The organism is Arthrobacter sp. 10T44, from assembly GCF_056393885.1.
The window spans coordinates 124,390-144,460 of record NZ_JBFTGT010000006.1 but is presented as its reverse complement, the minus strand read 5'-3'; the positions used below and the strand labels follow the sequence as shown (position 1 = coordinate 144,460).

Annotated in this window: 15 protein-coding genes; 3 read left to right on the top strand and 12 right to left on the bottom strand. The window is 68.0% G+C overall.

The genetic code is table 11. The annotated features are described in order from the left end of the window. Positions 1–238: 238 nt before the first annotated feature. The 12 genes from AC1DBL_RS12015 to AC1DBL_RS11960 all read right to left on the bottom strand — a co-directional run bounded on the left by AC1DBL_RS12015 (position 239) and on the right by AC1DBL_RS11960 (position 15,447). Entirely contained in the window at positions 239–862 is a 624-nt protein-coding gene (locus AC1DBL_RS12015; RefSeq protein WP_175323312.1) for a superoxide dismutase, read from the bottom strand. Between the two features lie 175 nt (positions 863–1,037). After that, a complete protein-coding gene (whiA, locus tag AC1DBL_RS12010) occupies positions 1,038–2,018 on the bottom strand; it encodes a DNA-binding protein WhiA (protein WP_066438143.1) in 981 nt (326 codons plus the stop codon). 10 nt (positions 2,019–2,028) lie between these two features. Next, a complete protein-coding gene (locus AC1DBL_RS12005; RefSeq protein ID WP_476892588.1) occupies positions 2,029–3,048 on the bottom strand; it encodes a gluconeogenesis factor YvcK family protein in 1,020 nt (339 codons plus the stop codon). Continuing rightward, positions 3,048–3,971, bottom strand: coding sequence for an RNase adapter RapZ (gene rapZ / locus AC1DBL_RS12000; RefSeq protein WP_175323310.1), 924 nt, complete (start codon positions 3,969–3,971; stop codon positions 3,048–3,050). Before rapZ ends, AC1DBL_RS12005 begins: the two co-directional genes overlap by 1 nt. 116 nt (positions 3,972–4,087) lie before the next feature. Continuing rightward, positions 4,088–6,091, bottom strand: a complete 2,004-nt coding sequence (gene uvrC, locus AC1DBL_RS11995; protein WP_441418681.1) for an excinuclease ABC subunit UvrC — start codon at positions 6,089–6,091, stop codon at positions 4,088–4,090. Between the two features lie 101 nt (positions 6,092–6,192). Further along, positions 6,193–6,861, bottom strand: coding sequence for a lysophospholipid acyltransferase family protein (locus AC1DBL_RS11990; protein ID WP_175323308.1), 669 nt, complete (start codon positions 6,859–6,861; stop codon positions 6,193–6,195). Continuing rightward, positions 6,848–7,252, bottom strand: a complete 405-nt coding sequence (locus AC1DBL_RS11985) for an HAD hydrolase-like protein (protein ID WP_476892589.1) — start codon at positions 7,250–7,252, stop codon at positions 6,848–6,850. The genes AC1DBL_RS11990 and AC1DBL_RS11985 overlap by 14 nt, the downstream gene beginning before the upstream one ends. Positions 7,253–7,430: 178 nt before the next feature. After that, entirely contained in the window at positions 7,431–10,292 is a 2,862-nt protein-coding gene (uvrA, locus tag AC1DBL_RS11980; protein ID WP_476926230.1) for an excinuclease ABC subunit UvrA, read from the bottom strand. A gap of 165 nt (positions 10,293–10,457) precedes the next feature. Then, positions 10,458–10,850 (bottom strand): GntR family transcriptional regulator, encoded by a 393-nt coding sequence (locus AC1DBL_RS11975; RefSeq protein WP_476926188.1) that lies wholly within the window; start codon positions 10,848–10,850, stop codon positions 10,458–10,460. Next, the gene (locus AC1DBL_RS11970; protein ID WP_476926229.1) at positions 10,847–12,607 is read right to left on the bottom strand and encodes an ABC transporter ATP-binding protein; all 1,761 of its coding nucleotides are present in this window, start codon (positions 12,605–12,607) and stop codon (positions 10,847–10,849) included. The genes AC1DBL_RS11975 and AC1DBL_RS11970 overlap by 4 nt, the downstream gene beginning before the upstream one ends. A gap of 92 nt (positions 12,608–12,699) precedes the next feature. Beyond that, a complete protein-coding gene (locus tag AC1DBL_RS11965; protein ID WP_476926228.1) occupies positions 12,700–14,463 on the bottom strand; it encodes an ABC transporter ATP-binding protein in 1,764 nt (587 codons plus the stop codon). 204 nt (positions 14,464–14,667) lie between these two features. Further along, positions 14,668–15,447: a trans-aconitate 2-methyltransferase gene (locus tag AC1DBL_RS11960; RefSeq protein ID WP_476926187.1), complete on the bottom strand. Its 780-nt coding sequence runs from the start codon at positions 15,445–15,447 to the stop codon at positions 14,668–14,670. A gap of 202 nt (positions 15,448–15,649) precedes the next feature. Between AC1DBL_RS11960 and AC1DBL_RS11955 the strand changes: the two genes are divergently transcribed. The 3 genes from AC1DBL_RS11955 to AC1DBL_RS11945 all read left to right on the top strand — a co-directional run bounded on the left by AC1DBL_RS11955 (position 15,650) and on the right by AC1DBL_RS11945 (position 20,047). Beyond that, complete coding sequence (locus AC1DBL_RS11955) at positions 15,650–18,196, top strand: DEAD/DEAH box helicase (RefSeq protein ID WP_476926186.1); 2,547 nt, start codon at positions 15,650–15,652, stop codon at positions 18,194–18,196. 20 nt (positions 18,197–18,216) lie between these two features. Next, on the top strand, positions 18,217–18,717 hold the full coding sequence (locus AC1DBL_RS11950; RefSeq protein WP_476926185.1) for an N-acetyltransferase family protein: 501 nt from the start codon (positions 18,217–18,219) through the stop codon (positions 18,715–18,717). 64 nt (positions 18,718–18,781) lie between these two features. After that, complete coding sequence (locus AC1DBL_RS11945) at positions 18,782–20,047, top strand: alpha/beta fold hydrolase (RefSeq protein ID WP_476926227.1); 1,266 nt, start codon at positions 18,782–18,784, stop codon at positions 20,045–20,047. The last annotated feature ends 24 nt before the right edge of the window (positions 20,048–20,071 follow it).

The following is a 20,071-nucleotide window of genomic DNA, read 5'->3' as shown; positions in this document are numbered from 1 at the left end:
TTGAGTAGGCGTTCAAGCCAACTAACAGATCCCGCACGCCATTGGGCAGAGATGATTACCAGATCGGAGGGCGACCAGCCACGTTGCTGAAGGCTAACCGCCTTCCGTGATCCATCTTACGTTTAAGTGGAGCCGCCCCCGCAAGTGCGGGGGCGGGCAGTCCACGTTTCGGGCCGAACGGCTCGAAATGTGAGCTTTGTTACAGCCTGGTTTCGGCTAAGCGCCGGTTTGCACTGTCCTAGAGGGTGATCAGGCCGGTGGCGTTCTTCCGGGCGGCGTCGAAACGCTTGGCGACGTCGGCCCAGTTCACGATGTTCCAGAAAGCCTTGACGTAGTCGGCCTTGACGTTGACGTAGTCCAGGTAGAAGGCGTGCTCCCACATGTCCAGCATCAGCAGCGGCGTGGTGCCCAGCGCGACGTTGCCCTGCTGGTCGTAGAGCTGCTCGATGACAAGGTTGCCGCCGATCGGCTCGTAGGCGAGGAAGCCCCAGCCGGAGCCCTGCAGGCCCAGCGCCGCGGCGCTGAACTGGGCGCGGAAGGCGTCGAAGGAGCCGAAGGCGTCGTCAATCGCGGCCGCGAGCTCGCCCTCGGGCTTGTCGCCGCCGTCCGGGGAAAGGTTCTTCCAGAACACGGAGTGGTTGATGTGGCCGCCGGTGTGGAACGCGAGGTCCTTGGAGAGGCGGTTGATGTTGGCGAAGTCGCCCTTTTCGCGTGCCTCGGCCAGCTGGGCCAGCGCGTTGTTGGCGCCGGCCACGTAGGTGGCGTGGTGCTTGCTGTGATGCAGCTCCATGATCTTCGCAGAGATGTGGGGCTCCAGCGCGGCGTAATCGTAGTCAAGTTCGGGCAGTACGTACTCGGTCACAAAATCCTCCAATGTCGTGGACGTGTTCGTCCGGTTTTGCTAACTCTCGGATTGTGCATCCGGATGGTTGGACACCCGGAAGTCTATGGATGTGGATCCAGTGGGCATAGCCTCCGGTCCTGCTGAGGTATTCCCGGCCGTCGGATCCGATTCTGTCGCTGAATCCCCGCAGTGGCTACTCGTCGAGCATTTCCGGCGTCACGTTCGCCTCGGTGCCGGGAATGCCCAGGTCCTGCGCCCGTTTGTCCGCCATCGCCAGGAGCCGTCGGATCCGGCCGGCGATGGCGTCCTTCGTCATCACCGGGTCGGCGAGCCGGCCCAGTTCGTCCAGGCTGGCCTGCTTGTGGGCCACACGCAGTTCGCCGGCGTATTTCAGGTGGTCCGGGACGTCGTCGCCGAGGATCTCCAGTGCCCGGTCCACGCGGGCCCCCGCGGCGACGGCCGCCTGCGCCGAGCGGCGCAGGTTGGCGTCGTCGAAGTTGGCCAGCCGGTTGGCGGTGGCGCGGACTTCCTTGCGCATCCGCCGCTCCTCCCAGACCATCAGCGCGTCGTGGGCGCCCATCCGGGTCAGCAGCGCCGCGATGGTGTCGCCGTCGCGGATCACGACGCGGTCCACTCCCCTGACCTCCCGTGCCTTGGCCTGGATGCCGAGCCGGCGGGCGGCGCCAACGAGGGCGAGGGCCGATTCCGGCCCGGGGCAGGTGACCTCCATGGCGGAGGAGCGGCCGGGCTCGGTGAGCGAGCCGTGGGCCAGGAACGCGCCGCGCCAGACCGCCTCGGCGTCGGCGGCGGAGCCGTTCACCACCACGGAGGGCAGGCCGCGGACGGGCCGGCCGCGGGCATCCAGCAGGCCGGTCTGGCGGGCGAGGGCCTCGCCGTCGCGCACCACCCGCACCACGTAGCGGCTGCCGCGGCGCAGGCCGCCGCCGGAGACGACGATGATTTCGCTCTGGTGCCCGTAAACCTCGGCAATCGCGGCACGGAGCCGGCGGGCGGTCGAGGCCAAGTCCACCTCGGCCTCAATCACAATCCGGCCGGAGATGATGTGCAGGCCCCCGGCGAAGCGGAGCATGGCGGACACTTCAGCCTTGCGGACCGAGGACTTCTTGATGTCCAGCCGGGAAAGTTCTTCCTTGACTGATGCTGTCAGTGCCATGGCACCTTTCCTACCTGTTCCCGAAAATGTCGTGGTACGCCGTTGCCAGGCGCAGCGGGTCGTGGATCGGCCGGCGGCTCGACGCCCCTACTTTACCCAAGACCACCTCTGCTCCGAGCATCCCGGCCGCCCGCTCGAACTCCGGGAGGTCCGGCACCGACGCGGGGTCCGCCAGCACGACGTCGACACTGAAGTCCGGTGCGTAGTCGCGCAGCACGCGCAGGTGGTCCGCTGCGGACATTCCGAGGGTCTCCTTGGTGTCCGTGGCGAGGTTCATCGTGAGGCAGCGCCGCGCCTCGGTCTTGCACAGCGCATCGCGCATCTCCGGCAGCAGCAGGTGCGGCAGCACCGAGGTGTACCAGGAGCCGGGGCCCAGGACCACCCAGTCGGCGAGTTCGATCGCGGTCAGCGCCTCGACGCAGGCCGGGGCCGACTCGGGCAGCAGCCGGACGGCTTCCAGCGAACCCGCGACGGCGCACTTGGCCTGTCCGCGGACGGTCTGCAGCCCCGACGTGCCGTCGGGCTTCCCCACCCGCACCTCGCCTTCGATGGTGAGCGGGGTGGTGGACATCGGCAGGACCTGGCCCCGGGCGCCGAGCAGCGCCCCGGCCCATTGCAGCCCGACGACGGCATCCCCGAGCAGTTCCCAGAGGGTGACGATCAGCAGGTTGCCCATCGCGTGTTCGTCGAGCGAACCGCCGCGGCCCTTGCCGGGTTTGAACCGGTGCTGCATGACATCGCGCCAGGTCCGACCCCAGTCGGTGTCGTCGCAGAGTGCGGACAGGGCCATCCGCAGGTCACCGGGCGGCAGGACGCCGTACTCGTCACGCAACCGGCCGGAGGAACCGCCGTCGTCGGCGACCGTTACGATCGCGGTCAGTTCCGAGGTGAGCAGCCGCAGGGCGGAAAGTGAAGCGGAAAGGCCGTGGCCTCCGCCGAGGGCGACCACGGAGGGGCCTTTGTCCTGCTGGCCGGCGGAGGCCGCACTGGCGGCCGGCACCAGGGGCAGCGGCCCGGTCAGGAGCGCCATTACTCGCGGCCCAGATCCCGGTGCGTAGTGGTGACCGTGACACGCGGGTACTGGGCAAGCCGCCGCGAGAGTTCAACCGCCACGGCGACGGAACGGTGCTTGCCGCCGGTGCAGCCGACGGCGATGGTCGCGTAGTGCTTGTTTTCGCGCCGGTAGCCGTCCAGGACTGGTTCGAGGGCCAGCACGTAGCGCTCCACGAAGTTGTTGACGCCCTCCGCCTCGAGCACGTAGTCGCTGACGTCCTTGTCGAGCCCGGTGTGCGGGCGCAGTTGCGGAACCCAGTGCGGGTTGGGGATGAAGCGGGCGTCGGCGACGAAGTTGGCGTCCACCGGCAGCCCGTACTTGAAGCCGAAGCTCATGACGTTCAGGCGCAGCGCCACCGGACCGGTTTCGCTGAACAGTTCGGTGATGGCGGTCGCGAGGCCGTGGACGTTGAGTGTCGAGGTGTCCAGCACAATGTCCGAGGATTCGCGCAGCTCATGCAGCAGCTCGCGTTCCGCGGCGATGCCGTCGAGGATCCGGCCGCCGCCCTGCAGCGGGTGCGGCCGCCGGCCCTGTTCGAAGCGCCGGACCAGGACGTCGTCGCTGGCGTCGAGGAACAGCACCCGGAAGGTGACACCGCTGGCTTCGAGGTTGCGCAGCGCGGCGCGGATGTCCGCGAAGAGGTCCTTGCTGCGGACGTCGACGACGACGGCGAGTTTGGAGATGGAGCCCGGGGCGTGGGAGACCAGCTCGGCGAGCGTGCCGAGCATCTGGGGCGGCAGGTTGTCCACCACGTACCAGCCGTGGTCCTCGAGGGCGTCCGAGGCGGTGCTCCGACCGGCCCCTGACATCCCGGTCACCACGAGCAGTTCCGCCTCGATCGGCTTGACGGGGGTCAACCCGTCCGCCTCCATGCCGGATCCTGCCGTTGACTCTGTCATCAGTCGTGCCCCATCTCTGCTGTCTGCTCTGCCGTGAGGCCGGCGCACGCGGCAGTTGCCTGCCCGCCGTGCGCCGTACCTCAGCTCCTTACCCTAGCTAAGATTGCCGGAGCTAGCTAAGTTTCGAGGATTTCGCCGGTTGTCATGTTGACGGCCGGCGCGGCGGGCCCTTCCGTGTCCTCCGCCGCGTTGAAATGCCGCACGATTGCCCCGGCGAGGGCTGGTCCGACCCCCTTGGCGGCCGTCAGCTCCTCGACCGTGGCGGCCTTGATGCTTTTCACCGAGCCGAACTGGTTCAGGAGCGCCTTGCGCTTGGAGTCGCCGAGGCCGGGCACGCCGTCCAGCGCGGAGACTGTCATGGCCTTGCCGCGCTTTTGCCGGTGGAAGGAGATGGCGAAGCGATGCGCCTCGTCCCGGATCCGCTGCAACAGATAGAGACCGGCCGAGGCGCGCGGCAGGATGACCGGGAAGTCGCTGTCCGGCAGCCAGACCTCCTCGAGCCGCTTGGCGAGTCCGACCACATAGACATCCTCGATGCCGAGCTCTTCGAGGGCCTTCGCTGCCGCGTTCACCTGCGGCTTGCCGCCGTCGACGACGACGAGGTTGGGCGGGTAGGCGAATTTCGTCTTCGGCGCCGGCGTCGTGGTGTCCGCTACCGGGGCCACGGCGGCGGCCTGGGCGACGGCCAGCGGCCCGGAACCGTCGGCCGTTTTATCGGCTTGTTCCTGCAGGTAGTTCCGGAAGCGGCGGGTCAGGACGTCATGCATGGCCGCCGTGTCGTCGTTGGCCGCGGCACCGGTGACCGAGAATTTCCGGTAGTCGGATTTCTTCGGCAGGCCGTCCTCGACCACCACCATGGAGCCGACCACGTTGGTGCCCTGGATGTGCGAGATATCGAAGCATTCAATCCGCATCAACGCGACCGGCAGATCCAGGGCTTCCTGCAGTTCCTGGAGCGCCTGGGAACGCATCGTCAGGTCGCCGGCGCGCCGGGACTTGTGCAGCTTGAGGGCGTGTTCGGCGTTGTCCCGGACGGTGGAGAGCAGCGTGGCCTTGTCGCCGCGCTGCGGGACACGAATGTCCACCCGGGCCCCCCGCAGCCCGCTGAGCCATTGGGCGAGTTCGGCGGCGTTGCTGGGCTCGGCCGGCACTAGAACCTCGCGGGGCATCCGGCCTTGGCTTTCGCCTTCCTCGCCGTAGACCTGTTGGAGCAAGTGCTCGACGAGGTCGGGCGTGGTGGTGTCCTCGACCTTTTCCACCACCCAGCCGCGCTGGCCGCGGATCCGGCCGCCCCGGACGTGGAAGACCTGGACTGCGGCCTCAAGCTCGTCCTCGTGCAGCGCGAACACGTCGGCGTCGGTATCCTCGGCCAGGACCACGGCATTGCGTTCAAAGACCTTTTTCAGCGCGATGATGTCATCGCGCACCCGGGCCGCGCGTTCGTAGTCGAGCTCCGCGACGGCGGCGGCCATGTCCTTCTCGAGCCGGGACACGAAGCGCTTGGCTTCGCCGCCCATGAAGGCGCAGAAATCCTCGGCCAGGGCCCGGTGGTCCTCCGCCGAGATCCGGCCGACGCAGGGCGCCGCGCACTTGTCGATGTAGCCGAGCAGGCAGGGACGGCCGCTGGCTTCTGCGCGTTTCAGGACGCCGGGGCTGCAGCTGCGGACCGGGAAGACCCGCAGCAGGGTGTCCATGGTGTCGCGGATGGCGCCGGCCGTGTAGGGCCCGAAATACCGGGTCCCCTTGCGCCGTTCGCCGCGGAGGACCTGCACCCGGGGGTACTTCTCCCCCATCGTGACGGCGAGGTAGGGGTAGCTCTTGTCATCGCGGAACATGACGTTGAACCGCGGCTTGAATTCTTTGATCCAGGTGTATTCGAGCTGCAGGGATTCCAGTTCGCTGCCGACGACGGTCCATTCCACGCTGCTGGCGGTGTGCACCATGGCATACGTCTTGGGCAGCAGGCCCGCGGGGTTGGCGAAGTAGGAGTTCAGCCGGGACCGGAGGTTCTTGGCCTTGCCGACGTAAATGACCCGGCCATGCGGATCGCGAAAGCGGTACACGCCCGGGTTGGTCGGGATCTCCCCCGTCTGGGGACGGTAACTAGCTGGATTTGCCACTAGTCCATTCTACTAAGCCGGGCGGGACCGCCCCGACCGTCGGCTCCCGTGCGGGTGTGGCGGACGGGTGACCGGACGGGTGTCCGCGGCAGGGAGCAGCGCTAATCGACGCTTTTGCTCTGGTTGTAGGTGGTGGCCCGCTGCTGGCCGCTCAGTTCGGCGATGGCGTCCATGATCCGGTCCGTGACCTGTCGGCGCGCCGGCAGGGAGTGGTCCGGGCCGGTTTTGTCGAAGTACAGGGGCTCGCCCACCTTCATGGTGAAGTGCTGCGGTGTCACCTTGTTGCTGTCCGCCGGCTGCAGGTTTTCGGTGCCGATCAGGCCCACCGGGATGACCGGGGCGCCGGTGGTGAGGGCAAGCCAACCGACGCCGGTGCGTCCGCGGTAGAGAATGCCGTCACGGGAGCGGGTGCCCTCCGGGTAGATTCCAACGCCCTTGCCGGCGTCGAGGATGTCCAGCAGCGTCTTCAGCGCCTGGACGCTGGCGGCCTGTTCACCGCGTTCGACCGGAATGGAACCGACGGCTTCGAAGAAGGACTTCATCAGCTTGCCCTTGGCGCCGCCCGTGGTGAAATATTCCGCTTTGGCGAAAAAAGCCACGGGGCGCGGCATGAGGGCCTGGACGATCACACTGTCGAGGAAGGACAGGTGGTTCGGCGCCACGATGAAGGGACCCTCCTTGGGCACGTTCTCGAGGCCGATCACGGTGGGACGGCAGGTCGAGGAAATGAGCCCGCGGGTCGTCCAGCGGATCGCGTCAAACATTGCCAATGGTGTGCACCTCATTCAGGGCTGTGGTCCCCGGGCATTCGGAGAGTCTGGTGATCGTAGCGTGAAGCGCCGCAGTGGTGTGCACGATCTCGACGGCGCCGGCCGCGTGGAGTTCGCCGTCGGGCGCAAAACCCCAGCCTACGCCGACACAGTCCGATCCGTTCGCAGCCGCCCCGGCCACGTCCTGCGCCCGGTCCCCCACCATGACGGCCTGGCCTGCGGGGACGGGACCCGCCCCCGGCCCGGCGCCGGCCTCGTCAGCGACGGACTTCCCCGGATGCGGGAGGCGAAGTTCGGTGAGGGGCGCTGCGATTCCGTCCGCTGTCCCCCCGGCAGGATCGACAAGAGTGCCGTCGAGGTCGAAGATCACGGGCACGGTTGTAGGCGTCACGGGCCTAGTTTCTCACGAGTGCGCGGCTGCCAGAAATTCACATACTCCTTCGGGAATACATCGTGGGTACTTCGCTTCGCGACGACGCGCAAATGCCCTGCCGCCGCCGGAAGTCCGGTAGCGGCAGGGCATTTGCGCGTCATGGGGCGGGTGTCGCCTCGCAGTCAGCGAACCCCGGTCAGCCCAGGATGTCGGCCAGGAAGGCCGCTGTGTGGCTTTCCTTGGACTTGGCCACCTGCTCCGGTGTTCCGGAGGCAACGATCCGGCCGCCGCCGGAACCGCCGTCGGGTCCCAGGTCCACGATCCAGTCGGCGCTCTTGATGACGTCCAGGTTGTGCTCGATCGTAATCACGGTGTTGCCCTTTTCGACCAGGCCCTGCAGCACCATCAGCAGCTTGCGGATGTCCTCGAAGTGCAGCCCGGTGGTGGGCTCGTCCAGGACGTAGACGCTGCGGCCGTTGGAGCGCTTCTGCAGCTCCGCGGCCAGCTTCACGCGCTGCGCCTCGCCGCCGGAAAGGGTGGTTGCAGGCTGGCCGAGCCGCACGTAGCCGAGGCCGACGTCGACCAGGGTCTTGAGGTGCCGGGCGATCGGCGAGAACGCGGCGAAGAACTCGGCGCCCTCCTCGATCGGCATGTTCAGGACGTCCGCGATGGTCTTGCCCTTGTAGTGCACCTCGAGCGTTTCGCGGTTGTAGCGGGCGCCGTGGCAGACCTCGCAGGGCACATACACGTCCGGCAGGAAGTTCATCTCGATCTTCAGCGTGCCGTCGCCGGAGCAGGCCTCGCAGCGTCCGCCCTTGACGTTGAAGGAGAACCGGCCGGGCTGGTAACCGCGGACCTTGGCCTCGGTGGTCTCGGCAAAGAGCTTCCGGATGTGGTCGAAGACGCCCGTGTAGGTGGCCGGGTTGGACCGCGGGGTGCGGCCGATGGGGCTCTGGTCGACGTGCACCACCTTGTCCAGGTGCTCGAGGCCCTGGACCGTCTTGTGCCGTCCGGCGACCTGCTTGGCGCCGTTGAGCTTGTTGGCGAGCACCTTGTAGAGGATCTCGTTGACAAGGGTGGACTTGCCGGATCCGCTGACGCCGGTGACGGCGGTGAACAGGCCCAGCGGGAAGGCTGCGTCCACGTTCAGCAGGTTGTTTTCCTTGGCGCCGACGACCTTCAGCTCGCGCTTCTTGTCGTACTTGCGCCGCTTCTTCGGCACCTCGATGGACTTACGTCCGGAGAGGTAATCGCCGGTCAGGGACTCGGTGTTCTTCAGCAGGTCCTGGTAGGACCCGGAGTGGACCACCATGCCGCCGTGCTCGCCGGCGCCCGGTCCGATGTCGACCACCCAGTCCGCCTCCTGGATGGTGTCTTCGTCGTGTTCGACCACGATCAGGGTGTTGCCGAGGTCCCGGAGCCGGGTGAGGGTTTCGATCAGACGCCGGTTGTCGCGCTGGTGCAGGCCGATCGAGGGCTCGTCGAGGACGTACAGCACGCCGACCAGGCCGGAACCGATCTGGGTGGCCAGGCGGATGCGCTGGGCCTCGCCGCCGGACAGGGTGCCGGAGGGCCGCTCCAGGTTCAGGTACTCCAGGCCGACGTCGAGCAGGAAGGTCAGGCGGGCCCGGATCTCCTTGAGGACCTGGTGGGCGATCTGGGCCTCCCGGCCGCTGAGGACCAGGGTGTCCAGGAAGTGCGCGCATTCGCGCATCGGCAGCGCGGCGACCTCCGCAATCGACTTGCCGTTGATCAGGACGGAGAGCGACGCCGGGTTCAGCCGGGCGCCGTTGCAGGCCGGGCACGGGACCTGGCGCATGTACTCCTCGTAGCGGTCCCGCGCCGAGTCGGAATCCGTTTCCGTGTGCTTGCGGTGCACGTACTGGACAACGCCCTCGAAGCCGGTGCTGTACTTGCGTTCCCGGCCGAAGCGGTTGCGGTACTGCACCACGACCTTGTGGTCCTTGCCGTGCAGCACGGTCTGCCGCGCCTCAGTGGAGAGCTTCTCCCAAGGCGTGGTCATCTTGAAGCCAATTTCCTTGGCCAGGCCGCCGAGGAGCCGGTTCCAGTACTCGGTGGTGGCGGTGCCGAGCGACCAGGGCGCGATGGCGCCTTCGGCGAGGGACAGCTCCGGGTTGGGGATGAGGAGTTCCTCATCGACCTCGAGCTTGGTGCCGATGCCGCTGCAGGCGGAGCAGGCGCCAAAAGGATTGTTGAAGGAGAACGAGCGGGGTTCGATTTCGTCGATCGCGAGGGGGTGCTCGTTGGGGCAGGCGAGGTGCTCGGAGAAGGCACGGATCCGTTCCGGGTCATCCGCCTCGAGGTCGACGAATTCGGCCAGCACGCGGCCCTCGGCAAGGCCCAGGGCGGTTTCCACCGAGTCGGTGAGGCGCTGGCTGATGCCTTCCTTGACGACGAGGCGGTCCACCACCACCTCAATGGTGTGCTTGAACTGCTTGCCCAGCTTGGGCGGATCGCTGAGCTGGATCAGCTTGTCGTCCACCCGGGCCCTTGAGTAGCCCTTCGCCGTGAGCTCCTTGAACAGTTCGACGAATTCGCCCTTGCGGCCGCGGACCACCGGTGCCAGCACCTGGAACCGGGTGCCCTCGGGCAGTTCCAGGAGCTGGTCGACGATCTGCTGCGGGGTCTGCTTGGTCACCGGCTCGCCGCAGACTGGGCAGTGCGGGCGTCCCACCCGGGCCCAGAGCAGGCGCATGTAGTCGTAGATCTCGGTGATCGTGCCCACGGTGGAACGGGGGTTCTTGCTCGTGGACTTCTGGTCGATCGACACCGCGGGCGACAGGCCTTCGATGAAGTCGACGTCGGGCTTGTCCACCTGGCCCAGGAACTGGCGGGCGTAGGCGGAGAGCGACTCCACGTAGCGCCGCTGTCCCTCGGCGAAGATGGTGTCGAAGGCCAGCGAGGACTTGCCGGAGCCGGAAAGGCCGGTGAAGACGATCATCGCGTCGCGCGGCAGGTCGAGGTCGACGTTGCGCAGGTTGTGTTCGCGCGCGCCCTTCACGACGAGTCGGGACAGGTCCGGGCGGGCCAGCTCTATGCCCGACGAGGCCGGGCTGGACGGCTTGGGGCCTGCCGATTTTCCGGACTTCACCGGTACGGCGGCGGGCTGGACATCAACGGCGGGTTCTTCAGCTACGGCTTTAGGCACGCCTCCAATGCTAATCGAAAACTTCTTCGAATATCCATTCGGAGGGCCGGTGTGCTATTGGCGGTCGTACGCCGCCGCCAGTATTTGAACGGCCTCGGCGAAGCTGGCGCCCTGGGCTTTGGCTGCCGCCGCGAACTCCGAGGCGGCAGCGGTAAGCGAGCCCCAGGCCTCGTCCCGGGCACAGACGACGGTGCCGTTCCGGCCGCGGGTCGCGACCACGCCGGCGGCCTCGAGTTCCTTGTAGGCGCGCGCCACGGTGTGCGGCGCCACCCCCAACTCCCCTGCCAGGCTGCGGACGGCCGGCAGGCGGGTGCCCGGCGCCAGGGTGCCGTTGTCCGCCTGCTCGATGATGTTCAGCCGGAGCTGCTCAAACAGCGGCACCGAGCTGCCCGTGTTTGGCTTCCAGCTGCCTGGAAATTGTGCGGCGGCACGTTCCGCGGAACTCACAGCTCAGGCTCCAGAACGCTCTCGGGCTGTTCGCGGCCGGCGAACTGGGCCCGGTAGAGGGCGGCGTAGAAACCGCCCCCCGCCATCAGTTCCTGGTGGTTTCCCTGTTCAACAATCCGTCCGTGGTCCATGACCAGAATTAGATCAGCGTCCCGGACCGTGGACAAGCGGTGGGCGATCACGAAGCTGGTCCGGCCCTGGCGCAGCCGGGCCATTGCCTGCCGGATCTGGGCTTCGGTGCGGCTGTCCACCGAGCTGGTGGCCTCGTCGAGGATCAGGACGCCGCGGCCGGCCAGCTGCGCCCGGGCGATCGAGATGAGCTGGCGCTGGCCCCGGCTGAGGGAGTCGCCGTCGTTGCCGAGCATGGTGGCATAGCCGGCCGGGAGGGCGCGGACGAACTGGTCCACGTGGCTGGCCTGCGCCGCGGCGATGATCTCGCCGTCGCTGGCGCCGGGCCTGCCGTATTCGATGTTCTCCCGGATGCTGCCGGTGAAGAGCCAGGCGTCCTGCATCACGATGCCGAAGGCGGACCGCAACGCGTCGCGCGGTATTTCGGCGATGTCGATGCCGTCCACGGTGATCCGCCCGCCGTCCAGCTCGTAGAACCGCATCAGGAGGTTGACCACCGTGGTCTTTCCGGCTCCGGTCGGCCCGACGATAGCGACGGTCTGGCCCGGCTCGACTGCGAAGGAGAGGTCCTCCACGACGGGGGCACCGGGACCGTAGCCGAAGGTGACGCTTTCGAAGCTGACCCGCCCCGGAGGTGCGGGCTCCGCGGCGCCGGCACGGGCGGCGGCGGCACGGGCGGCGCCAGCGGCAGAGGGCGCAGCATCCGCGGGGATTTCCGGTGCGTCCAGCAGCGCGAAGACGCGTTCCGCGGAGGCCACGCAGGACTGCATCAGGTTGAGCATTCCGCCGATCTGGCCCATTGGCTGGCTGAAGAGCCGGCTGAACTGGATGAAGGCCTGGACGCCCCCGATCGTCATGGTGCCTGCGGCCACCTGAAGCGCGCCGATGACGGCGACGGCGATGTAGTTGAGGTTGGAGACGAAAATCATCAGGGGCTGCACGACCCCGGACACGTACTGAGCGCTCGAAGCTGCCCGGAACAGCCGCGTATTGCTTTCCCCGAAGGTGGCCGCGGCCGCCCCCTGCCGGCCAAATGCCTTGACCACTTCGTGCCCGGTGAAGAACTCCTCCAAGTGGGCATTAAGTTCACCGGTGCTGGCCCACTGCTCGGTGAAGTGCGCCTGCGACCGCCGCGCCACGAACACGGTGATCAAGGTGGAGACCGGGACCGAGGCCAGCGCAATCACGGCCAGCAGCGGCGAGAGCCATAACATCATGGCCAGGGCGCCGGAGAGCATCAACACCGACATGATCAGCTGGTTGAGCAACTGGTTGAGCGCCTGCGAGACGTTGTCGACGTCGTTTGTGGCCCGGCTGAGTACGTCGCCCCGGTGCTGGTCGTCGAAATGGCTGGAAGGCAGCAGATGGAGCTTTTGTTCGACGGCGGCGCGGAGCCCGTAGCCGAGCCGCTGCACCGCCGTCGCGGTCAGGGCGCCCTGGATCCAGCTGAACAGCGAGGCGCCCAGGTACATCAAGGCGACCGCTAGCAGCAGCCGGCCGAGCCTGCGCTCGTCGAAGGTGCCGCCGACGACGCTTTGGACCACGACGTCGGTGGCGTCGCCAAGGTATTTGGGGGCCGCCACGTTCAGCGCCGCGAAGGCGCAGGTGGCGGCGATGGCACCGGCCATGCGGCGGCGTACCGGCGTCAGGAGTCCCAGCAGCCTTCCGGCCGTCCGCCATTTGCTTGCAGCCGTTCCGCCCCGCGCGGCGACATCCGCGCTCACGGAGTTTCCTCCAGCACCAGCTGGGAGGCGGCGATCTCCTGGTAGGCCCGCGACGACTCCATCAGTTCCTGGTGGGTGCCTTTGGCCACCAGCCGGCCGTCCTCGAGCACGAGGATCAGGTCCGCCTTCTCGATCGTGGACACGCGTTCCGCCACCACCAGGACGGTGGCCGCCCGCAGCGCCGGTTCCAGGGCGGCGCGGAGCCTCTCGTCGGTGCCGTAATCAAGGGCGGAGAAACTGTCGTCGAAGAGGTAGACGGGCGCGGGCCGGAGGAGTGCCCGGGCGATGCACAGGCGCTGGCGCTGCCCGCCGGAAAAGTTTGTGCCGCCCTGGCTGACCGGCGCCTCGAGCCCGCCCGGGAGGTCGCGGACAAAGTCGCCCGCCTGGGCGGTCGCCAGGGCCTGCCACAGTTCCGCATCAGTCGCGTCCGGGCCGCCCACGCGCAGGTTCTCCGCGAGGGTCCCGGAGAAGAGGTAGGAATGCTGCGGCACCATGGAGATCAGTCCGCGCAGCTCAGCAAGCGGCAGCGATCGGGTCCCGCGGCCGCCGATGCTGATGCTGCCCGCCGTCGGGTCAAGGAAGCGCGGCAGCAGATTCAGCAGCGTGGTCTTGCCGCTTCCCGTGGCACCGATGACCGCCGTCGTGGTTCCGGGAGCGGCCGTGAACGTGACCCCGGTGAGGACCGGGGCTTCGGCGCCGGGATAGGCGAATTCGACGTCGTGGAACTCCACGGTGCCTGCGGGGACGGGGCCCCGACCCGAACGGGGCATCCGTTCCGGGGGCAGCAGCTTCGCCGGCGCCGGGTCCGGCTCCGACCCGCCGATGGACGGTTCGGTGTCCAGGACTTCCTGGATGCGCTCCGCGCAGGCAGCGGCCCGCGGGGCCGTCGTGAAGACGTACATGGCCATCATGATGGCGATCAGGATCTGCAGGATGTAGGCGATAAACGCGGTCAGCGCGCCGAGGCGCATCTGTCCGGACTGGATCCGGTGGCCGCCGAACCAGACCACCGCGACGGAGGACAGGTTAACCACCACCATGATCATTGGATTCATGCCGGCAACCAGCAGCGCAGAGTCGAGGTTGTTCCTGGTGAGGTCCCTGTTGGCCGCATCGAAGCGCCGGATTTCATGCTCCTGCCGGACAAAGCCGCGGATAACGTTGGCGCCAATGATCTGTTCGCGCAGGACCCGGCTGATCCGGTCGATGAGTCCCTGGCCGCGCCGGTACAGCGGAATCAGCCGGCGCACAATAAGCAGCATGAGTCCCGCGAGAACCGGGATCACGGCCACCACAATCCCGGACAGCGGCAGGTCCTGGCGCACCGCGAGGACGATGCCGCCGATGAAGCTGGCGGGCGCGGCGACGAGCATGGTGAAGACCAGGACGGTGAGGTTCTGGATCTGCGTGACGTCATTGGTGGCCCTGGTGACCAGGCTGGGCGCCCCGAACACGCCGACCTCCTGCGAGGAAAAGGTCTGCACCTTGGCAAAAAGCTCCTCGCGCAACTCCCGCCCCACGCGCATGGCGACGACGGCGCCGAGGTAGCCTGCGGCGATGGCGGCACCGACCTGGAGGGCAGCAACTACCGCCATCCAGGCTCCCAGGCGCAGGATCACGGGCGTGTCGCCGGCGACAATGCCGTCGTCGATAATGGCAGCGTTGAGCGTCGGAAGCATCAGGTTGGCGGTGGTCTGCACGAGCTGCAGGCAAATGATGGCCAGAACGGTCATCCTGTGGGCGACGAGCAGGCGCCCCATCAGGCTAAATAGCACCGAACCTCCATTACTAGAACAGGGCTCGGAATCGGACCAGACCGCGGCCGCCCCCAGACCGCCTTGTCATTGTAAGCCCCATCACATGCCGCTTGTTGTCACACGGCGTGTCACATTCGTCAAAGAGCCCGGCCGGCGGAAGGGTTCGCACCGTGCACCCCCGGGCGGCGGCATGGGCCCGGCACCCTCTCAGCTCCGCTTGCGGCCCACGGCGAAGACCCTCCGGAAGGGGAAAACCGTTCCGTGGCCGCCCGGCGGGTAAGCCTCGTTCAGCAGCCGCGCGTAGTCCCGCTCGAACCGGGCGGCCTCTTCCGGCGTGAGCGCGGCCAGCACCGGGCGCAGGCCAGTCCCCCGCACCCACTCAAGCACCGGATCGGCGCCCGGCAGGAGCTGGAGGTACGTGGTCTCCCAGGCGTCGGCATCGCAGCTGGCGTCGAGCATCAGTTCGAGGTAATCCGCAGGCTCGCCCACCACGTCGTCATGCCGCAGCACTCCGGCCAGTCGGGCGGACCACTCATCCGAATCGGCGAGGGTCCGCATGAGGGTGTGCGAGGGGGCATTGAAATTGCCCGGCACCTGGAGCGCAAACCATGCTCCCGGACGCAGCGCCCCGAGCCAGCGTGGCAGCAGCTCCCGATGCCCGGGCACCCACTGCAGGGCGGCGTTGGTGACGACGACGTCGGTATCCGGCGCGGGCATCCACGCGGCGATGTCCGCCAGGCCAAAGGAAAGGTTGTCCGCCGCGGCTGCGAAGGGGGCTGACTTCGCGAGCATTTCAGCGGAGGAGTCCAGCCCCTGCACCGCGGCGCCGGGCCAGCGCGCCGCCAGCGTGGCGGTCAGGTTTCCCGGTCCGCAGCCAAGGTCGACGACATGCCGCGGAGCCTCGGCGTGGATGCGGGCGGTCAAGTCGAAGAACGGCCGGTCCCGATAGTCGCCGAACTGCACGTACTTGGCTGGATCCCACTTCATGCATTCCTCGCTTCACCGCTCGGGCCGTCAGCCGAAGCCTAACCCGGCAGCGGCCCCGGGGCGCCGCCGCCGCACCGCGGGATGCCGGCCCGGGTTTCCGGCCCGGGTGTCGGCCCGGGTTTCCGGCCCGGGTGTCGGGCCGCGGGATGCCGCCCCGGAGGCAGGCAGCCGGCCGCGCCGCGGGCCACTAAGCTGGAAAGCAATGAAACTTGTTGATCAGCTCCCCGCCCCGGCCGCCCGAGTTCCCGGCAGGAGCGGGCTCGATCCGGATGAGCTCTACACCCGGTTCGTCGAATGGACGGAGAGCCGCGGCCTGGCCCTGTACACCGCCCAGGACGAGGCCATCATGGAGCTGGCCGCAGGCGCCAACGTCATCCTGGCGACCCCCACCGGTTCGGGCAAGTCGCTGGTGGCGATCGCGGCGCACTTCCAGGCCATGGCCCGCGGGGCGCGCAGCTATTACACCGCACCGATCAAGGCCCTCGTCTCGGAGAAATTCTTCGCCCTGTGCGAGATCTTCGGCGCCGAAAACGTCGGCATGATCACCGGCGATTCCGGCGTCAACCAGGACGCGCCCATCATCTGCTGCACCGCGGAAATCCTGGCGAACATCGCCCTGCGCGAGGGATCCGCCGCGGAGCTTGGCGCGGTGATCATGGACGAGTTCCACTTCTACTCCGATCCGCAGCGCGGCTGGGCCTGGCAGGTGCCGCTGCTGGAACTCCCGCAGGCCCAGTTCCTGCTGATGTCCGCCACGCTCGGCGACGTGAGCCGTTTCGAGGAGGGCATCACCGAGCTGACCGGACGCCAGACGACGACCGTCAGCTCCGCGGAACGGCCCATTCCGCTGCACTTCTACTACCAGCAGACCCCCGTGCACGAGACCTTGGAGGAGCTGCTCTCCACCAAGCAGGTGCCGGTTTACGTGGTGCACTTCAGCCAGCTAGAGGCGATCGACCGGGCCCAGAACCTGATGAGCATCAACGTCTGCACCCGCGAGGAAAAGGACAAGATCGCCGAGCTGATCGCCGGCTTCCGCTTCGCCGCGGGCTTCGGCAAGACCCTCAACCGGCTGGTCCGGCACGGCATCGGCGTGCACCACGCCGGCATGCTGCCCAAGTACCGCCGGCTCGTCGAACAGCTGGCCCAGGCCGGTCTGCTCAAGGTCATCTGCGGCACGGACACTCTGGGCGTCGGCATCAACGTTCCCATCCGCACCGTGCTCCTGACCGCGCTGAGCAAGTACGACGGCGTCCGCACCCGCCTGCTGAATTCGCGTGAGTTCCACCAGATCGCGGGCCGGGCGGGCCGGGCCGGCTATGACACCGCCGGGACGGTGGTGGTCCAGGCGCCCGAGCATGTGATCGAGAACGTCAAGGCAATGGCCAAGGCCACGGCGAAGTTCGGCGACGACCAGAAGAAGCTGCGCCAGGTCGTCAAGAAGAAGCCGCCGGAGGGGTTTGTGTCCTGGGGCGAACCCACCTACAAGCGGCTGGTGGATTCCGTGCCGGACCCGCTGGGCTCCAGCTTCGCCGTCACCCACGCGATGCTGATGAACCTGATGGAACGCCCCGGCGACCCGTTCAAGGCCGCGCGCCGCCTGCTGACCGAAAACCACGAGACGCGCGCCGCGCAGCTGCAGCTGATGAAAAGGGCGCTGGGCATCTACCGCGAGCTGCTTGCCGCCGGCGTCGTCGAACGCATCCCGCCCGCGGAACAAGGCCCGGACGGCCGCAGCGTCCGGCTCACGGTCCACCTGCAGGCGAACTTCGCCCTGAACCAGCCGCTCTCCCCCTTCGCCCTGGCGGCCCTGGAGCTGCTGGATCCGGAGTCGCCGTCGTATGCCCTCGACGTCGTCTCGGTGATCGAGTCGACGCTGGAGAAGCCGCGGCAGATCCTGTCCGCGCAGCAGAAGAAGGCCCGCGGGGAGGCGATTGCCGCGATGAAGGCCGACGGGATCGAGTACGACCAGCGCATGGCCATGCTCGAGGAGGTTACCTACCCGCAGCCGCTCGCGGAGATCCTCGGCGAGGCGTTCGACGTGTACCGCAAGGCGGCGCCGTGGATCGGCGACTTCGAACTCGCCCCCAAGTCCGTGATCCGGGACATGTACGAACGGGCAATGAACTTCGGCGAATTCGTGCAGTTCTACGGCCTGGCCCGTTCCGAGGGCATTGTGCTGCGCTACCTGGCTGACGGCTTCAAGGCACTCCGGCAGACGGTGCCGCAGGACGCGCTGCGCGAGGACCTTGAGGACCTGATCGCGTGGCTCGGCGAGCTGGTCCGCCAGGTGGACTCAAGCCTGCTGGACGAATGGGAGGAACTCACCTCCGGCGCCGCCCCGACCCGGCACGATGCCCCGCCGCCCCCGCCGCCGTCGCTGACCTCCAATATCCGCGCCTTCCGGGTGATGGTCCGCAACGAAATGTTCCGCCGGGTGGAACTGTTCGCGGACGAGGCCGCCACCGCGCTGGGCGAACTCGACGCCGGCTCCGGCTGGGATGCGGAGCGCTGGGAGGACGCGCTGGACGACTACTTCGAGGAGCACGAGGACATCGGCACCGGCCCGGACGCACGCGGTCCGGGCCTGCTGATCATCACCGAGGAGCCGGGCGTCTGGAAGGTCCGGCAGATCTTCGACGACCCGGCCCGCAACCATGACTGGGGCATCTCCGCCGAGGTGGACCTGGCCGCCTCGGACGAGACCGGCACCGCCGTCGTGCGCGTGATCGACGTGAACCGCCTGTAGCCGCTAGTAAACTGGCGACCATGAGTGTAATCCGCCCGGCCACCGCCCACGACGTTCCCGCTATCCTGCAGATGATCCATGACCTGGCCATCTACGAAAAGGAGCCGGACGCCGTCCGGAACACCCCCGAGATGCTCACGCAGGTGCTGTTCGGCGAGAACCCGCGCGTGTACGCGACCATGGCCGAGAATGAGGCCGGCGACGTCCAGGGCTTCGCTTTGTGGTTCCTGAACTACTCCACCTGGGAAGGCGTGCACGGGATCTACCTCGAGGATCTCTACGTCATGCCGGAAGCCCGCGGCGCCGGCCACGGCAAGGCACTGCTGCAGCACCTGGCCGCCACCGCCGTGGAGCGCGGCTACGCCCGGGTGGAGTGGAGCGTGCTGGACTGGAACGAGCCCTCGATCGCCTTCTACAAGAACCTCGGCGCGGCCCCGATGGACGAATGGTCCACCTTCCGGCTCACCGGCGACGCCTTGGACGCATTCGCCGGCGCCCGGACGGCTAACGCCCGTGGCTGACACCACGTCGACTCAGACAGTCTCCGTCCCGCACATCGTCAAGGCCAGGCACGACTACCGCGGCATGCGCACCGCGGAGCATTACTTTGAAGTACCGCTGGACCACTTCGGCGCCGACGGCGAAACGATCACCGTCTTCGCCCGGGAATACGTCTCCGCGGACCACAGCGAGGAGGCCGCCGCGGAACTGCCGTGGCTGCTGTACCTGCAGGGCGGTCCCGGCGGCCGCGGCAACCGCTTCCCCGCGCTGGGCGGCTGGAGCAAGGCCGCGGCGAAGGACTTCCGCATCCTGATGCTGGACCAGCGCGGCACCGGGCTCTCCTCCCCCATCGACCGCAAGACCCTCCCGCTGCGGGGGAGCGACCGGGACCAGGCGCAGTACCTCGAGCACTTCCGCGCCGACTCGATTGTGGCGGACGCGGAGGCGATCCGGCGGACCCTCGGCGCCGCGCCCTGGACTATCTACGGGCAGAGCTACGGCGGCTTCTGCGCGCTGAGCTACCTGTCCTTCGCCCCCGAGGGGCTGCGCGAGGCGCTGATCACCGGCGGCCTCGCGCCCCTGACCGGCCCCGCGGACCGGGTCTACCAGGCAACCTTCCGCCGCGTGGCAGCGCGCAACGCCGAATACTTCGGCTGGTACCCGCAGGACCGGGAGTTGGTCAGCCGCATCGCCGGGCACCTCCGCGACTTCGAGGAGTACCTGCCCGACGGCAGCAGGCTCACCGTGGAGCGCTTCCAGATGGTGGGTTCCTACCTGGGCGGCAACACCCGGGTGGACGGGCTGCACCACCTGCTGGAGGATGCCTTCGTCAGCACCCCCGACGGCGACCGGCTCTCCGACGGCTTCCTGGAGCAGGTCCGCGGGCTTGTCTCCCGCGCGTCGAACCCGCTGTACGCCCTCATGCACGAATCCATCTACGGCCAGGGCGAGGCCACCGACTGGGCGGCACTGCGGGTGCTCCAGGACTTCCCGGAGTTCCGCCCGGACGCCGCCGCCCCGCTGCTAACCGGCGAGATGGTCTATCCCTGGTACTTCGAACAGGATCCGGCCCTCCGTCCGCTCCGCACCGTGGCGCAGCTGCTCGCCGAGAAGGACGACTGGAAACCGCTCTACGACCCCGAGCGGCTGGCCCTGAACAACATTCCGGTGGCCGCCGCCGTGTACACGGACGACATCTACGTGGACCGGGACCTGTCGCTGGAGACTGCAGCCGCCGTGCGCGGCCTGCAGGTGTGGGAGTCCGCTGAGTTCCACCACGACGGCATCGCCGACGACGGCGAGGCGATCTTCGGCCGGCTGCTCGGCATGGCCCGCGCGACGCGCGCCTGACGGCGTCCGCGGCTACCCGGCCGG

Excerpts from the sequence above, each read along its gene's own strand:
- whiA (WP_066438143.1), bottom strand. The coding sequence starts at position 2,018 with ATGGCACTGACAGCATCAGTCAAGGAAGAACTTTCCCGGCTGGACATC.
- AC1DBL_RS12005 (WP_476892588.1), bottom strand. The coding sequence starts at position 3,048 with ATGGCGCTCCTGACCGGGCCGCTGCCCCTGGTGCCGGCCGCCAGTGCG.
- rapZ (WP_175323310.1), bottom strand. The coding sequence starts at position 3,971 with ATGACAGAGTCAACGGCAGGATCCGGCATGGAGGCGGACGGGTTGACC.
- AC1DBL_RS11970 (WP_476926229.1), bottom strand. The coding sequence starts at position 12,607 with ATGGCCGGTGCCATCGCCGCCACCTGCGCCTTCGCGGCGCTGAACGTG.
- AC1DBL_RS11965 (WP_476926228.1), bottom strand. The coding sequence starts at position 14,463 with ATGGGGCGCCTGCTCGTCGCCCACAGGATGACCGTTCTGGCCATCATT.
- AC1DBL_RS11960 (WP_476926187.1), bottom strand. The coding sequence starts at position 15,447 with ATGAAGTGGGATCCAGCCAAGTACGTGCAGTTCGGCGACTATCGGGAC.
- AC1DBL_RS11955 (WP_476926186.1), top strand. The coding sequence starts at position 15,650 with ATGAAACTTGTTGATCAGCTCCCCGCCCCGGCCGCCCGAGTTCCCGGC.
- AC1DBL_RS11950 (WP_476926185.1), top strand. The coding sequence starts at position 18,217 with ATGAGTGTAATCCGCCCGGCCACCGCCCACGACGTTCCCGCTATCCTG.
- AC1DBL_RS11945 (WP_476926227.1), top strand. The coding sequence starts at position 18,782 with ATGCGCACCGCGGAGCATTACTTTGAAGTACCGCTGGACCACTTCGGC.